General features: G+C 71.1%; 17 protein-coding genes. 8 read left to right on the forward strand and 9 right to left on the reverse strand.

Annotated elements, in window-relative coordinates:
• The first annotated feature begins 259 nt into the window (after nucleotides 1-259).
• The 4 genes from BUB20358_RS07760 (at nucleotide 260) to panD (ending at nucleotide 2834) form a co-directional block, all read left to right on the forward strand.
• The gene (locus BUB20358_RS07760; RefSeq protein WP_006763667.1) at nucleotides 260-448 is read left to right on the forward strand and encodes a DUF3460 family protein; all 189 of its coding nucleotides are present in this window, start codon (nucleotides 260-262) and stop codon (nucleotides 446-448) included.
• A gap of 4 nt (nucleotides 449-452) precedes the next feature.
• Nucleotides 453-1325, forward strand: coding sequence for a segregation and condensation protein A (locus BUB20358_RS07765; RefSeq protein WP_006763666.1), 873 nt, complete (start codon nucleotides 453-455; stop codon nucleotides 1323-1325).
• A 238-nt stretch (nucleotides 1326-1563) separates the two neighbouring features.
• On the forward strand, nucleotides 1564-2403 hold the full coding sequence (gene panC / locus BUB20358_RS07770) for a pantoate--beta-alanine ligase (protein WP_006763665.1): 840 nt from the start codon (nucleotides 1564-1566) through the stop codon (nucleotides 2401-2403).
• Between the two features lie 44 nt (nucleotides 2404-2447).
• On the forward strand, nucleotides 2448-2834 hold the full coding sequence (gene panD / locus BUB20358_RS07775) for an aspartate 1-decarboxylase (RefSeq protein WP_006763664.1): 387 nt from the start codon (nucleotides 2448-2450) through the stop codon (nucleotides 2832-2834).
• A 123-nt stretch (nucleotides 2835-2957) separates the two neighbouring features.
• Here panD and BUB20358_RS07780 read toward each other — a convergent pair whose 3' ends face one another.
• From BUB20358_RS07780 to BUB20358_RS07790, 4 genes are all read right to left on the reverse strand, one after another.
• Nucleotides 2958-3617, reverse strand: coding sequence for a ParA family protein (locus BUB20358_RS07780; RefSeq protein WP_006763663.1), 660 nt, complete (start codon nucleotides 3615-3617; stop codon nucleotides 2958-2960).
• A 127-nt stretch (nucleotides 3618-3744) separates the two neighbouring features.
• Nucleotides 3745-4158 (reverse strand): DoxX family protein, encoded by a 414-nt coding sequence (locus BUB20358_RS07785; RefSeq protein ID WP_035971884.1) that lies wholly within the window; start codon nucleotides 4156-4158, stop codon nucleotides 3745-3747.
• A 147-nt stretch (nucleotides 4159-4305) separates the two neighbouring features.
• Nucleotides 4306-4434: a hypothetical protein gene (locus BUB20358_RS28555; RefSeq protein WP_258230489.1), complete on the reverse strand. Its 129-nt coding sequence runs from the start codon at nucleotides 4432-4434 to the stop codon at nucleotides 4306-4308.
• Nucleotides 4435-4513: 79 nt separating this feature from the next.
• Nucleotides 4514-6016 carry a cobyric acid synthase gene (locus tag BUB20358_RS07790; RefSeq protein WP_035971883.1) on the reverse strand — a complete coding sequence of 501 codons (1503 nt, stop codon included), beginning with the start codon at nucleotides 6014-6016 and terminating at the stop codon, nucleotides 4514-4516.
• A gap of 74 nt (nucleotides 6017-6090) precedes the next feature.
• On the opposite strand from BUB20358_RS07790, the gene cobU reads away from it, so the two are divergent.
• The 4 genes from cobU to BUB20358_RS07810 are packed head-to-tail and all read left to right on the forward strand — an operon-like array spanning nucleotide 6091 to nucleotide 9509.
• Nucleotides 6091-6645, forward strand: coding sequence for a bifunctional adenosylcobinamide kinase/adenosylcobinamide-phosphate guanylyltransferase (gene cobU, locus BUB20358_RS07795; protein ID WP_035971882.1), 555 nt, complete (start codon nucleotides 6091-6093; stop codon nucleotides 6643-6645).
• Entirely contained in the window at nucleotides 6639-7583 is a 945-nt protein-coding gene (cbiB, locus tag BUB20358_RS07800) for an adenosylcobinamide-phosphate synthase CbiB (protein ID WP_035971880.1), read from the forward strand. Before cobU ends, cbiB begins: the two co-directional genes overlap by 7 nt.
• Nucleotides 7576-8595 (forward strand): threonine-phosphate decarboxylase CobD, encoded by a 1020-nt coding sequence (gene cobD, locus BUB20358_RS07805; RefSeq protein WP_006763658.1) that lies wholly within the window; start codon nucleotides 7576-7578, stop codon nucleotides 8593-8595. The genes cbiB and cobD overlap by 8 nt, the downstream gene beginning before the upstream one ends.
• A complete protein-coding gene (locus BUB20358_RS07810; protein WP_035973295.1) occupies nucleotides 8592-9509 on the forward strand; it encodes a cobalamin-binding protein in 918 nt (305 codons plus the stop codon). Before cobD ends, BUB20358_RS07810 begins: the two co-directional genes overlap by 4 nt.
• A 49-nt stretch (nucleotides 9510-9558) precedes the next feature.
• Here BUB20358_RS07810 and cobC read toward each other — a convergent pair whose 3' ends face one another.
• The 5 genes from cobC to BUB20358_RS07835 are packed head-to-tail and all read right to left on the reverse strand — an operon-like array spanning nucleotide 9559 to nucleotide 13806.
• Nucleotides 9559-10146 (reverse strand): alpha-ribazole phosphatase, encoded by a 588-nt coding sequence (gene cobC / locus BUB20358_RS07815; RefSeq protein ID WP_035971879.1) that lies wholly within the window; start codon nucleotides 10144-10146, stop codon nucleotides 9559-9561.
• Nucleotides 10131-10907 (reverse strand): adenosylcobinamide-GDP ribazoletransferase, encoded by a 777-nt coding sequence (locus BUB20358_RS07820; RefSeq protein WP_035971878.1) that lies wholly within the window; start codon nucleotides 10905-10907, stop codon nucleotides 10131-10133. Before BUB20358_RS07820 ends, cobC begins: the two co-directional genes overlap by 16 nt.
• Nucleotides 10897-11952 (reverse strand): nicotinate-nucleotide--dimethylbenzimidazole phosphoribosyltransferase, encoded by a 1056-nt coding sequence (gene cobT / locus BUB20358_RS07825; protein ID WP_035971876.1) that lies wholly within the window; start codon nucleotides 11950-11952, stop codon nucleotides 10897-10899. Before cobT ends, BUB20358_RS07820 begins: the two co-directional genes overlap by 11 nt.
• 52 nt (nucleotides 11953-12004) lie before the next feature.
• Nucleotides 12005-12811: an ABC transporter ATP-binding protein gene (locus tag BUB20358_RS07830; RefSeq protein ID WP_035971875.1), complete on the reverse strand. Its 807-nt coding sequence runs from the start codon at nucleotides 12809-12811 to the stop codon at nucleotides 12005-12007.
• Nucleotides 12808-13806 (reverse strand): FecCD family ABC transporter permease, encoded by a 999-nt coding sequence (locus BUB20358_RS07835; RefSeq protein ID WP_035973294.1) that lies wholly within the window; start codon nucleotides 13804-13806, stop codon nucleotides 12808-12810. The genes BUB20358_RS07830 and BUB20358_RS07835 overlap by 4 nt, the downstream gene beginning before the upstream one ends.
• Nucleotides 13807-13815 lie beyond the last annotated feature (9 nt).

Below are 13815 nucleotides of genomic sequence, written 5' to 3' on the forward strand. Positions count from 1 at the left end.
CTCGGTTGTCGTGCTTTCGTGGAAAACCCTGTATTTGACCACAGGGGCGCGGCGCTGCCCGCGCGGGCGCCGCGCTGACGCCTGCGCGCAACGCCGTACGCGCGTGCACCGTGCGCGCGTGCACCGTGCGCACCGCGCGGCGGCCGTGCGCCGGCGAATTCGACGCGCAATCGACGCCGGCTGTTCCCCGCGATGCGGTAAAATCCCGCCATCGCAGAACCCGGCGCGTCGTGCGCCGCCAGAAACGGAAAGCCAAGCCATGCCGTATCAGTCCGACGTTACTCAGTTCCTGAACCAGCTCAAGCAACAGAAGCCGACGCTCGAGGAAGAGCAACGCAAAGGCCGCGCGCTGCTGTGGGACAAGCAGCCGATCGACCTCGACGAGCGCGCCGCGCAGCAGGAATCGCGCGTGAAGCAAACGCCGTACGTGTACTACCAGAACTTCTGACGACGTGAGCGCCGCCGACGAGGCCAGCGCCGCCCGCCAGGACGACGCGGTCGCCGCGCCCGCGGGCGCCGATTCGACGCCCGACACGGTCGACGGCGTCGCGGCGTTCGCTCGCCTGTACGGCGAGCCGCTGTTCAAGCTGCCGCAGGATCTGTACATCCCGCCCGACGCGCTCGAGGTGTTCCTCGAAGCGTTCGAAGGTCCGCTCGACCTGCTGCTGTACCTGATCCGCAAGCAAAATTTCAACGTGCTCGACATTCCGATGGCGCAGGTCACCGCGCAATATCTGGGCTACGTCGACCAGATCCGCACGTCGAACCTCGAGCTCGCGGCCGAATATCTGCTGATGGCCGCGATGCTGATCGAGATCAAGTCGCGGATGCTGCTGCCGGTCAAGAAGGCCGACACCGGCGAGGAAGCGGAAGACCCGCGCGCCGAACTCGTGCGCCGCCTGCTCGAGTACGAGCAGATGAAGCTCGCCGCGCAGCGGCTCGACCAGTTGCCGCAGCTCGGCCGCGACTTCCTGCGCGCCGAGGTCTATATCGAGCAGAGCATCACGCCGCGCTTTCCGGACGTCAGCTCGGACGACCTGCGCGCCGCGTGGGCCGACGTGCTCAAGCGCGCGAAGCTCGTCCAGCATCACAAGATCTCCCGCGAAGAGCTGTCGGTGCGCGAACACATGAGCCTGATCCTGCGCCGGCTGCAGAACGCGCGTTTCATGGAATTCGCCGACCTGTTCGATACGTCGCGCGGCGTGCCGGTCGTCGTCGTGAACTTCATCGCGATGCTCGAGCTCGCGCGCGAATCGCTCGTCGAGATCACGCAGGCCGAGCCGTTCGCGCCGATCTACGTGCGCCTCGCGTACCTGCCCGCTTAAGACGGGCCTTCGGCTCCGCGCATTTCGCTCCAGCATTCCCCGCGTCGCCGCATCGCCGCGCCCGTTTCCCGCTCGCCCGCTTAAAAGTGAACGACCGTTCCCTTTTCGGTGCGTCGGCCGGCCAAATCCTCTACAATCCGCCGACGCCCGACGCGCCCCGCGCGCGGGCGCCCGCTTCGACCCGACGCCGCTGCCGCGGCGTCAACGCGCGCATGCGCGAGGAACCCGCTACCCGATCATGAAAGTCATCAGCTCGATCCAGGAACTGCGCGACCAGCTGCGCGGCCAGAACCGCACGGCGTTCGTGCCGACCATGGGCAACCTGCACGAAGGACACCTGTCGCTGATGCGGCTCGCGCGCCAGCACGGCGACCCGGTCGTGGCGAGCATCTTCGTCAACCGGCTGCAATTCGGCCCGAACGAGGATTTCGACAAATACCCGCGTACGCTGCAGGACGATATCGAGAAGCTGCAGAAGGAAAACGTCTACGTGCTGTTCGCGCCGACCGAGGCCGACATGTATCCGGAGCCGCAGGAATATCGCGTGCAGCCGCCCGACGATCTCGGCGGGATTCTCGAAGGCGAGTTTCGGCCGGGCTTCTTCACGGGCGTGTGCACGGTCGTCGCGAAGCTGATGTCGTGCGTGCAGCCGCGCGTCGCGGTGTTCGGCAAGAAGGACTACCAGCAGCTGATGATCGTGCGCCGCATGTGCCAGCAGCTCGCGCTGCCCGTCGACATCGTCGCGGCCGAGACCGTGCGCGATACCGACGGCCTCGCGCTGTCGTCGCGCAACCGCTACCTGTCGCCGGACGAGCGCCAGGAAGCGCCCGAGCTCGCGAAGACGCTGCAGCGCGTGCGCGAAAGCGTGCTCGGCGGCGAACGCGATCTCGGCAAGCTCGAGCAGGCGGCGCGCGCGCATCTGGCCGGGCGCGGCTGGGCGCCCGACTACGTGTCGATCCGCCGCCGCGCGAACCTGATCGCGCCGAGCGCCGCCGAACTCGAAGCCGGCGAGCCGCTCGTCGTGCTCGCGGCCGCGAAGCTCGGTGCGACGCGCCTCATCGACAACCTGGAAATCTGACGGGCGGCCCGCCCGCCGCGTCCCTCACGCATCACGGAGACACCATGCAGCGCCACATGCTCAAATCGAAGATCCACCGCGCGGCCGTCACGCACTGCGAGCTGCATTACGAAGGCTCGTGCGCGATCGACGAAGATCTGCTCGAAGCCGCGAACATCGTCGAAAACGAGCGGATCGACATCTGGAACATCAACAACGGCGAACGCTTCTCGACGTACGCGATCAAGGGCGAGCGCGGCAGCGGGATGATCTCGCTGAACGGCTCGGCCGCGCGCCGCGCGCAGCTCGGCGATCTGGTGATCATCGCCGCGTTCGCGATGGTCGACGAAGCCGAACTGCAGGCCGGCTGGAAGCCGAAGCTCGTGTTCATCGGCGAAGGCAACAAGATCAACGGACATCGCGATCACGTGCCGACGCAGACCTGGACCTGACGCGGTCGGCGGCGGCCGGTCGCGGCAGGCCCGCGGCCCGCGTCGCCGCATACGAACAAAGGGCAGGATCCCGGATACGCCGGGATCCTGCCCTTTCTGCTTTTTACCGCGCGCGGCGCGCGCTCAGGACGCCCTGGCCGGCTTCTGCGCTTTCGGCGCGCTGCGCTCGGCCCATTCGACGATCGGCTGCCACTGCTCGAAATCCTTGTCGACGCGGCTCTTCGCGACGTCCCACAGCGTCAGCCCGTGCGCGGCGATCTGCACGTAGTTCTGCGTGTCGCGCAGGTAGCCGAGCACCGGCAGGCCGAGCCCTTCGACGAACCGGTGCAGCTGCTCGGACGAGCGCGTGCGCGCGTCCACGCGCATCCCGACGATCCCGACCTCGACGCTGCCCTTGCGTACGGCCTTCTCGGTCGCGAGGCGCTCAAGAAACTGCTGCGTCGCGAGAATATCGAACATCGACGGCTGCAGCGGCACGATCACCTTGTCGGCCAGTTGCAGCGCGACGTTGAGCCGCGTGCCGTGCAGCCCGGCCGGCGTGTCGATCACCGCGTATTCGAGGCCGCGCGGCGGCTTCGACGGCGCGTCTGGATCGAGATTCCACGCCTCGATCGCCGGCAGGCCGGCCGGACGCAGCTCGAGCCATGCATGCGCGGACTGCTGCCGGTCCAGATCGGCGAGCGCGACCCACGCGCCCTGCGCCGCGAAATAGCCGGCAAGATTGGTGGACAGCGTGCTCTTGCCGACGCCGCCCTTCGGATTCGCCACCACGATGACCGTCATGAATTCCCCCGAGAAAGCCGCGCGGCGCGGGCCGCATGGCCGACGCCGCTCGATTATGCGGATACAGGGAGCGATGATATCGGCAAAACCGACATCCCCGAAACGGTTCGTGTCGGCGGCGTGCCGGTTACGCGCGGCGGACGGCCGCCGATTGCGCGCCGAACACGAACGCGCCGCCGCCCAGCAGCGCCTGCACCGCGAGCGTGACGGCCCAGAACGCCGGGTATTCCCAGCCGCCGTGCGGCGACCCGAAGCTCCAGCCGTTCGGCAGATGCGCGGCGGTCGCGCCGAGCATGAACGGCAGCAGCACCAGCGCGGCGATCCGCACGCGGAAACCGGCGAGCAGCGCGATGCCGCCTGCCAGCTCGACGAACGTGGTCAGGTACGCGAGCCAGCCCGGCAGGCCGATCGATGCAAAGAACTGCGCGGTGCCGGGCAGCGTGAAGACGAACACCTTCTGCGCGACGTGCGCGAGATACAGCACGCCGAGCGCGACGCGCAGCAGCGTCGCGGCGAAATCGTTCAGGCGGTCGGAGTTCATGCGGATTCCTTCGTCAGTAGATGAGATGGATCGCACTCTATTCGATTCGAATCGGCCGATAAACGCGCATTCCGGCTTTGACTGATTCTCGACCGGAACGAATCCGCGTGCAAAAAGGGCATGACCGGCCATGCGCCGATGCGGTCGTCAGCAGCCGGGCTGGCGTTGCGCGACGTCGCCGGATGCGCGCGGGTTGCCGCCCGAACCGTACGAGTCGCGTGCGTGCGCATAGGCCGACGCGCCGAATAGCATGCCGGGCCGCCGTTCGAGCTTCATCGCCGCACGCCTTCGGGCCGACCTTCGCCCGCCAGCGTTGTACGCGAATGCGTGGAAGAAGCGAGCGCCCGCTCACGCATCAACGGAATTCGGCATAGAGCGCATCCAGGTCCAGATGCTCGGCGAACGTATCGGCAAGCCGCTCCAGCGACGCGTCGCGCAGCGCCGGATAGTCGATGCGCTCCGCGCCGTCGAGTCCCGCCCATGCGAGCAGCGCCGCGCACGCGTCCGGCGTGTCGAACAGTCCGTGCACATAGGTCGCGAGAATCTGCCCGTCTGCCGACAGCGCGCCGTCCGGCCGCGCACAGCCGTGCGGATCGTCGGCCGCCAGCTCCAGCGCGGGCACCGCGAGCGCCGGCCCGCGCGTGTCGCCCATGTGGATTTCGTAGCCGCGCACCGCGGCAGCGCCCGGCAGCGCGAGGCGGCCGGCGACGTTCTTCAGCGTCTTGTCCGGCAGCAGCGTCGTGTCGTAGTCGAGCAGCGCGAGCCCCGGCACGCTGCCCGGCGCGCCTTCGAGGCCGAGCGGATCGTCGAGCGTGCGGCCGAGCATCTGCATCCCGCCGCAGATGCCGATCAGCTTGCCGCCGTAGCGCAGATGGCGACGGATCACGGCGTCCCAGCCCGCGTCGCGCAGCCACGCGAGATCGCGCTGCACGCTCTTCGAGCCGGGCAGGATCAGCAGGTCGGCGGGCGGCACCGGTCCGCTCTTCCAGTACGTGAATTCGACCTGCGGATGCGCGCGCAGCGGATCGAAGTCGGTATGGTTGCTGATCCGCGGCAGCGCGGGCACGACGACGCGCAGCACGCCGCCGTCCGCGCGTGTCGCCGCGCTGCGCGCATGCGCGGGCAGCATGTCCTCGGCGTCGAGCGTCAGCCCGTGCAGATACGGCAGCACGCCGAACACCGGCTTGCCCGTCTGCGCGCGCAGCCAGTCGAGCCCCGGCTCGAGCAACCTGAAATCGCCGCGAAAGCGGTTGATCACGAAGCCGCGCACGCGTGCACGCTCGCTGTCGGACAGGCACGCGAGCGTGCCGACCAGATGCGCGAACACGCCGCCGCGGTCGATGTCGGCAACGAGCACGACCGGGCAGTCGACGCGCTCGGCGAAACCCATGTTCGCGATGTCGCCGGCGCGCAGATTGATCTCGGCCGGGCTGCCCGCGCCTTCGACGATCACCGTGTCGTAGCCGGCGCGCAACCGCGCATACGATTCGAGCACCGCGTCGAACGCGACCGGCTTGTAGTCGTGATACGCGCGCGCATTCAGGTTCGCGCGCGCCTTGCCGTGGATGATCACCTGCGCGCCGCGATCGCTGGTGGGCTTCAGCAGCACCGGATTGAAATCGGTGTGCGGTTCGACGCCCGCGGCGAGCGCCTGCAACGCCTGCGCGCGTCCGATCTCGCCGCCGTCGGCCGTCACCGCGCTGTTCAGCGCCATGTTCTGCGGCTTGAACGGCGCGACGCGCGCACCGGCGCGGCGCGCGAGGCGGCACAGGCCGGCGACGAGCGTGCTCTTGCCCGCGTCGGACGTCGTGCCCTGGATCATCAGCGTGCCGCGCGGCCGCGGTTCGAAGGCATTCATCGTAGGAAGGAGATGGCGAAGCGAAGGCCGCATTATCGCCCGCGTCGCCGCGCGCGCGCCGTTACAATCACGCGATGATTCCGCACGACCTCACCTTCGTCCTCGGCGGCGCGCGCTCGGGCAAGAGCGCGTACGCCGAGCGGCTCGCCGCCGACAGCGGCCGCCCCGTCACCTACATCGCAACCGCGACCGCCGCCGACGCCGAATTCGCGCAGCGCATCGCGCACCATCGCGCGCGCCGGCCGGCCGACTGGGGCTTTGCCGACGCGCCGGTCGATCTCGCCGGCACGCTCGCGCGGCTCGACGATCCGCGCGCATGCGTGCTGGTCGACTGCCTGACGCTGTGGCTGACGAACCTGCTGTGCCCGGCCGACGGCGAACCGCTCGACGACGCGCAGTACGCGGTGCAGGTCGACCGGCTCGACCATGCGCTGCGCGGCGCGCGCGCGAAGGTCATCGTCGTGAGCAACGAGATCGGCCTGGGCGTCGTGCCGCTCGGGTCGGTCACACGCCGCTACGTCGACGAGCTCGGGCGCCTGAACCAGCGCATCGCGGCGCTCGCCACGCGCGTGACGCTGCTCGTTGCCGGGTTGCCGCTCGACATCAAATCCGGAGCGCCGTCGTGCTGATGCTGTCGCTGCCCGTCGTCGCGATGCTCGCGGTCGCGGCCGCCCTCGTCGATCGTGCGCTCGGCGAGCCGGCCGGCTGGCATCCGCTCGTCGCGTTCGGTCGGCTCGCCGCGCGTATCGAACTCAAGCTGAACACGGGCCGGCGCGGCCGCGCGATCGGCGTCGCCGCGTGGGTCGCGGCCGTCGTGCCGCCGGTCGCCGTCGCCGCCTGGCTGGCAGCCGTGCTGCCGTGGCCGTTCGCGGCTGCGCTGCACGTCGCGCTGCTGTGGTTCGCGCTCGGCGCGAAGAGTCTCGCCGATCATGTCGCGCCGATCGCCGCCGCGCTGCTGCGGCGCGACCTCGGCGCCGCCCGCACGCTGACCGCGCGGATCGTGTCGCGCGACACGAGCGACGCCGACGAAGGCGCGCTGGCGCGCGCGGCCGTCGAATCGGCGCTCGAGAACGGCAACGATGCGATCTTCGGCACGCTGTTCTGGTTCGTCGTCGCCGGCGGCCCCGGCGCGCTGCTGTTTCGGCTCGCGAACACGCTCGACGCGATGTGGGGCTATCGCACGCCGCGCTTCCTGACCTTCGGCTGGGCCGCGGCACGCATCGACGACGCGCTGAACTGGATTCCCGCGCGCGTCACCGCCGCAAGCTACGCGCTGCTCGGCGATACGGCATCGGCATGGCGCTGCTGGCGCACGCAGGCGCGCCACTGGGACAGCCCGAACGCCGGCCCGGTGATGGCGGCCGGCGCGGGCAGCCTGAACGTGCAGCTCGGCGGTCCGGCCGTCTATCACGGCACACTCGAGGATCGGCCCGCGCTCGGCACCGGCGCCGTCGCGAGCGCCGCGCACGTGGTCGCCGCGCTGTCGCTCGTCATGCGCACGCTCGCGCTATGGCTCGCGCTGCTCGTCGCGAGCGGCGCACTCGCTCTCGCTACCCATCATGTCTGACGCACGCATACCGCACGGCGGCAACCTGCACGAAGCCGCGCGTCGCCACGGCATTCCGTACGACGCGTGGCTCGACCTGTCGACCGGCATCAATCCGGTCGGCTATCCGGTCCCGCCGGTCCCGGCCGATGCGTGGCGCCGGCTGCCCGACGACGACGACGGTCTCGCCGCGTGCGCGGCCGGCTACTACGCGGCGCCCGACGCCGCGCACGTGCTGCCGGTGGCCGGCAGTCAGGCCGCGATCCGCGCATTGCCGGCGCTGCTGCCGGCCGGCGACGCGGGCGTCGCGACGCTCGCATACGGCGAATACGCGCCCGCGTTCACGCGTCACGGCCATCGCGTCGTACCGCTCGACATCCACGCCGACACGCTGCCCGCGACGCTGCGCCACGTGATCGTCGGGAACCCGAACAATCCGACCGCCGATCGTGTGCCCACCGAGCGTCTGCTCGGCTGGCATGCGCAGCTGTCGGCACGCGGCGGCACGCTGATCGTCGACGAGGCGTTCGCCGACACCGGCGCCGTGCCGTCGCTCGCTCCGCACGTTCAGCGCGCGGGGCTCGTCGTGCTGCGCTCGGTCGGCAAGTTCTTCGGGCTCGCCGGCATTCGCGCCGGCTTCGTGCTCGCGTGTCCGGAACGGATCGCCGCGCTGCGCGACCTGCTCGGCGCATGGACGGTCGGCGGACCGGCGCGGCACGCCGTCGCTGCCGCGTTCGCGGACCGCGCATGGCAGGCCGCCACGCGCGAACGGCTCGCGGCCGACGGTGAACGGCTCGCCGCGCTGCTGCGCATGCACGGCTTCGCGGTTCGCGCGACGCCGCTGTTCAGCTGGACCGACGATCCGCGCGCCGCCGCGTTGCACGCGGCGCTCGCGACACGCGGCATCTGGACGCGGTACTTCGCACGACCGTCGAGCCTTCGCGTCGGCCTGCCGGGCAACGAAGCCGAGTGGCGACGCGTCGCCGATGCGCTCGCGCAATGCGTGCCGACGCTGCAGCGGGAGCCGGCATGAGCGCACGCGTCCTGTCGCGCCGGCGGTCGATCGCGATGGCGGTCACGCTCGCGTACGCCCCGCTCGTCCACGCGGACGTCACCGCGCTCGACGACGCGGGCCACACCGTCACGCTGCCGGCCCCGGCCCGCCGCGTGATCAGTCTCGCGCCGCACGCGACCGAGCTCGTCTACGCGGCAGGCGGCGGCGCAAAGCTCGTCGGCACCGTCGCGTACAGCGACTATCCGCCGGCCGCGCGCGCGGTGCCGCGCGTCGGCGACAACAAGGCGGTCGATCTCGAACGAATCGCCGCGCTGAAACCGGACCTGATCGTCGTGTGGCGGCACGGCAATGCCGAGCGGCAGACCGACGCGCTGCGCGCGCTGCACATCCCGCTGTTCTTCAGCGAGCCGAAGCATCTCGACGACGTGTCGTCGTCGCTGCGCCGGCTCGGCACGCTGCTCGGCACGCAGCCCGCCGCCGATGCGGCGGCTGCCGCGTTCTCGCGCGACATCGCGGCGCTGCGTGCGCGCTATGCGGCCCGCGCGCCGGTCACGCTGTTCTTCCAGGTGTGGGATCGACCGCTGACGACGCTCAACGGTGCGCATCTGATCAACGATGTAATTGCGCTGTGCGGCGGCCGCAACGTGTTCGCGTCGCTGAAGCCGCTCGCACCGGCCGTCACCGACGAGGCCGTGCTCGCCGCCGATCCGGAAGCGATCGTGACGACGAGCGCCGGTGCGACGCGTTCGGACGAGCCGCTGCCGAGCCTCGCGCGCTGGCGTGCGTGGCCTGCGCTGACGGCCGTCGCGCGCAACAACCTGTTCGCGATCGATGGCGATCTGCTGACGCGGCCGTCGCCGCGCATCGCGCAGGGCGCGGCCGAGCTGTGCGAGGATCTCGACACCGCGCGTGCGCGGCGGCCTGCGCGATAGCCGCGTGCCGCGCGAACGGTGCCGACATGCGGGCACGCGATGTCGGCGGCTAGTCGTCCCAGTGCACGACGTCCCACGCACGCCCCGCGCCGCCGCGCGAACGCAGCCACACGGCGCCGCCCGGCGGCACCGGCCGCGACAGCAGCGTATCGAGCGGCACCTGCAACGCACACGACGCGAACGCGCGAATCGTGCCGGCATGCGTCAGCGCCCATTGCGGCGCACCGACCTGCGCGACCGCGTCGACCATCCGCGCGACGCGCGCGGCAAAACACGCGACGCTTTCGCCGCCGTGCGCACGCGCGTTCATCAGATCGGCGGCCCACGCATCGAGCGCCGCGCGGCCGATATCGTCCCAGCGACGCATCTCCCACGTGCCGAAATCCATTTCCTGCCAATCCACATTGCGCTGCAGCGGTACGTCGAACGCTTGCGCGAGCCGTTCGGCGATCGCCGCGCAGCGCGTGAGCGGGCTCGTCCACAACAACGCCGGCAGCGGTGCGCCGAGTTCGGCGATATGCGTTCGAACCGCCTGCACCGACGCGTCGACCGGCGCGGCGAGCGGCACGTCGCTGCTGCCGTAGCAGACGCCGGGCTCGACGGCGACGGCCGGATGGCGGATCAGGACGATATCCATCCGAGCGCCACGAGATAGATCGCGATTTCGCCGAGCTGCTGCGCGAAGCCGAGACAGTCGCCCGTATAGCCGCCGATCCGCTTCACGAAATAGCGCGCCGCCCACGCGCGCACGAGCACGAGCGCGACGCATGCGGCAACGCCTGCGCGCCAGTCCGGCCAGAACAGCCACGGCAGCCCGAACGCCGCGGCGACGCATGCGGCGCGCGCGCCCATCCGCTGCGCGACCGGCTTCGCCTTGCCTTCCGGCCGGACGTAGTCGAGCGACATCAGCAGACTGACCGCGCCCGCGCGGCTCGCCGCATGCGCGGCGATCATCGTCCACGCGGCGAGCCGCGGCGGCATCGCCGCGAGCGCCTGCCATTTCACGCCGAGCGCGATCACGAGCGCGACCGCGCCGAACGTGCCGATCCGCGAATCGTGCATGATGCGCAGCACGTCGTCGCGCGTGTAGCCGCCGCCGAACGCATCGCAGCTGTCGGCGAGACCGTCCTCGTGAAACGCGCCGGTCGCGACGAGCGTCGCGGCCATCGACAAGCCGACCGCGATCGACGCCGGCAGCGCGCGCGACGCGACCAGATAGACGAGCGCGCCCCACGCGCCGACCCATGCGCCGACGAGCGGAAAATAGCGCGCCGCCTGATCGAGGTCGCCCGCCGCATAGCCGATCGCGCGCGGCACCGGCACGCGCGTGAAATAGCCGAGTGCGACGAAGAAGTAGCGCAGCTCCGCGCGGATTCCGCGCACGCGCTCACGCGTCACGATCGTCGACGCCTGCCGATTCGAAGCTCGCCATCTCGGCGAGGAATGCAGCGGCCGCGCGCACGAGCGGCAGCGCGAGCGCCGCGCCCGTGCCTTCGCCGAGCCGCAGATCGAGCGCGAGCAGCGGCTTCGCGCCGAAATGCTCGAGCATGCGCCGGTGCCCCGCTTCGTGAGATGCATGCGAAAACACGCAGTAGTCGCGCACGCCGGGCGCGATGCGTTCGGCGACGAGCAGTGCGGACGTCGCGATGAATCCGTCGACGAGGATCGTCATCCGCTCGCTCGCGGCTGCGATGTACGCGCCTGCCATCATCGCGATCTCGAAGCCGCCGAACGTTGCGAGCACATCGATCGGCGCGATCGCGTGCGCGTGCGCGGCGAGTGCGCGGCCGAGCACCGCGCGCTTGTGCGCGAGGCCCTGATCGTCGAGTCCGGTGCCGCGGCCGACGCACGCGTCGATCGGCACGTCGAGCAGGCGGCTCATCAGGCACGCGGCCGACGACGTGTTCGCGATCCCCATCTCGCCGAACCCGATCACGTTGGTGCCGAGCGCCGCGTGATGACGCACGCGCGCCGCGCCGGCCGCGAGCGCGGCAGCGGCGGCGTCGCGCGTCATCGCCGGTTCGACAGCGAAGTTGCGCGTACCGCGCGCGATCGGCAGCGAGATCAGCCGATCGGACGCCGGCAGCGGCGACGCGACACCGGCATCGACGATCTCGAGCGTGCTCTGCGCGACGCTCGAGAACGCGTTGATCGCCGCGCCGCCGGCCAGGAAGTTCGCGACCATCTGCGCGGTCACCGACTGCGGATACGGACTCACGCGCTCGGCCGCGATTCCGTGATCGCCGGCGAACACGATCGTCACCGGCCGCTGCACGCTCGGCCGCTCGGTGCGCTGGATCAGCCCGATCTGCAGCGCGAGCGCTTCGAGCTGGCCGAGGCTGCCCGGCGGCTTGGTCTTGTGGTCGATCACGTGCTGCAGGCGCGCGCGCAGCGCATCGTCGAGCGGCGCGATCGCGGGCGGGAAATCGGTCGGGGTCGTCATCGGAGGGTTGCCTCGTAAGTGCGGCATGCGCCGCCCGTCGAAAGAAGGAAGTTCATCGCCGCTGCGGCCATGCGGGCAGCAGTGCGTCGCGGCCGTTCTCGCGGATCAGCACGAGCGGATAGCCGAACGCGCTGCTCGCGCGCTCGGGCGTCAGCACGTCGTGCACGCGGCCGGCCCATGCGCGGCCGCGGCCGTCGAGCAGCAGCGCGTGCGTCGCAAAGCGCCGCGCGAGGTTCAGGTCGTGGCACGAGAACAGCACGGTGCGCGGGCCCGCATCGAGCCACGCGGACAGCGCGTTCAGGCAGCCGATCTGGTGATGCAGGTCGAGATGCGCGAGCGGCTCGTCGAGCAGCAGCAGCGGCGCGTCCTGGCACAGCGTCGCCGCGAGTGCGACGCGCTGCCGTTCGCCGCCGGACAGCGACAGCACGTCGCGCGTCGCCAGCCCGGTCAGGTCGAACGTCGCGAGTGCGGCGCGCGCGGCGGCGCGATCGCCGTCGCGCTCCCAGCCCCAGCCGGCCAGATACGGAAAACGGTTGAGCAGCACGGTGTCGAATACCGTCGCACTGAACGCGTCGTGCAGTTGCTGCGGCATCAGCGCGCGGCGCTGTGCGAGCTGCGCGTGCGGCCATGCGGCGAGCGGCCGGCCGTCGATCTCGATGCGGCCCGCGGCCGGCGGCAGCAGCCCCGCGAGCGTCGCGAGCAGCGTCGTCTTGCCTGCGCCGTTCGGGCCGGCGACGCACCAGATCTCGCCGGGCCGGAACGCTTGCGTGAAACCGTCGAGCAGCGTGCGTGCGCCGGCCTTCAGCGTCAGGTCGACTGCCGCGTACCGCATGTCGGCGTGCAGATCGGCATCCGTCATCGCATCGGCCTTCGGAGCAGCATCCACAGGAACACCGGGACGCCGATCAGCGCGGTCATCACGCCGACTGGCAGTTGCGCGGGCGCGATCGCGGTACGCGCGAGCAGGTCGGCCGCCATCACGCCGCCGCCGCCCGCGAGCATCGCGGCGGGCAGCAGCATGCGCTGATCGTTGCCGAACGCGAGCCGCAACGCGTGCGGCACGACGAGGCCGACGAAGCCGATCGTGCCGGCCGTCGTCACGGCGGCCGCGGCGGCCAGCGACGCGACGAGATAGATCCGCACGCGCAGCCGCGCGACCGGCACGCCGAGCGCGAGCGCGGTGGCGTCGCCGCGCAGCAGCACGTTCAGTTGCGGCGCGGCCGGCAGCGCGACGCACGCGCACAGCAGCAGCGCCGCACACGCGAACCACGGCGCGGTCACGCCGTTCAGATCGCCGGTCAGCCAGAAGATGATGCCGCGCAGCCGCGCGTCGGGTGCGAGCGACAGCAGCAGCGTGACCAGCGCGCCCCACCCGGCCGCGATCACGACGCCCGTGAGCAGCAGCCGCGGCGACGCATCGCGCGGCTCGCCGCGCCACAGCTCGCGGCGCGCGAGGCCGAGCACCAGCGCGACCGACACGAGCGCGCCGCCGAACGCCGACACGTCGACGAGCCACCATGCGCCGCCCGCGATCATCGCGACGAGCGCGAAGCCGGCCGCGCCGCCCGACACGCCGAGCACGTACGGCTCCGCGAGCGGATTGCGCAGCAGCACCTGCAGCAACGCGCCCGCGAGCGCGAGCAGCGCACCGCATGCGAAGCCCGCGACTGCGCGCGGCAGCCGCAGCGTACGGACGATGTCGGCCGACAGTGCGTCGCCGCCGTGCGCGACGAGCGACGCAAGCGCGTGCCACGGCGACATCGGCACGCTGCCGATCGACAGCGATGCGGCGAACAGCAGCGCGACCGCAGCCGCGAGCGCGGCCCAGATCGCCGCGGCACGTGCGGCGCTCATGCCGCGCAC

Origin of the sequence: Burkholderia dolosa, assembly GCF_902499135.1 — a bacterium.
Lineage (GTDB): Bacteria > Pseudomonadota > Gammaproteobacteria > Burkholderiales > Burkholderiaceae > Burkholderia > Burkholderia dolosa.

Coding starts and splice junctions, on each gene's coding strand:
- BUB20358_RS07760 (WP_006763667.1), top strand. CDS start 260: ATGCCGTATCAGTCCGACGTTACTCAGTTCCTGAACCAGCTCAAGCAA.
- panC (WP_006763665.1), top strand. CDS start 1,564: ATGAAAGTCATCAGCTCGATCCAGGAACTGCGCGACCAGCTGCGCGGC.
- panD (WP_006763664.1), top strand. CDS start 2,448: ATGCAGCGCCACATGCTCAAATCGAAGATCCACCGCGCGGCCGTCACG.
- BUB20358_RS07780 (WP_006763663.1), bottom strand. CDS start 3,617: ATGACGGTCATCGTGGTGGCGAATCCGAAGGGCGGCGTCGGCAAGAGC.
- BUB20358_RS07785 (WP_035971884.1), bottom strand. CDS start 4,158: ATGAACTCCGACCGCCTGAACGATTTCGCCGCGACGCTGCTGCGCGTC.
- BUB20358_RS28555 (WP_258230489.1), bottom strand. CDS start 4,434: ATGAAGCTCGAACGGCGGCCCGGCATGCTATTCGGCGCGTCGGCCTAT.
- BUB20358_RS07790 (WP_035971883.1), bottom strand. CDS start 6,016: ATGAATGCCTTCGAACCGCGGCCGCGCGGCACGCTGATGATCCAGGGC.
- cobU (WP_035971882.1), top strand. CDS start 6,091: ATGATTCCGCACGACCTCACCTTCGTCCTCGGCGGCGCGCGCTCGGGC.
- cobD (WP_006763658.1), top strand. CDS start 7,576: ATGTCTGACGCACGCATACCGCACGGCGGCAACCTGCACGAAGCCGCG.
- BUB20358_RS07810 (WP_035973295.1), top strand. CDS start 8,592: ATGAGCGCACGCGTCCTGTCGCGCCGGCGGTCGATCGCGATGGCGGTC.
- cobC (WP_035971879.1), bottom strand. CDS start 10,146: ATGGATATCGTCCTGATCCGCCATCCGGCCGTCGCCGTCGAGCCCGGC.
- cobT (WP_035971876.1), bottom strand. CDS start 11,952: ATGACGACCCCGACCGATTTCCCGCCCGCGATCGCGCCGCTCGACGAT.
- BUB20358_RS07830 (WP_035971875.1), bottom strand. CDS start 12,811: ATGACGGATGCCGATCTGCACGCCGACATGCGGTACGCGGCAGTCGAC.
- BUB20358_RS07835 (WP_035973294.1), bottom strand. CDS start 13,806: ATGAGCGCCGCACGTGCCGCGGCGATCTGGGCCGCGCTCGCGGCTGCG.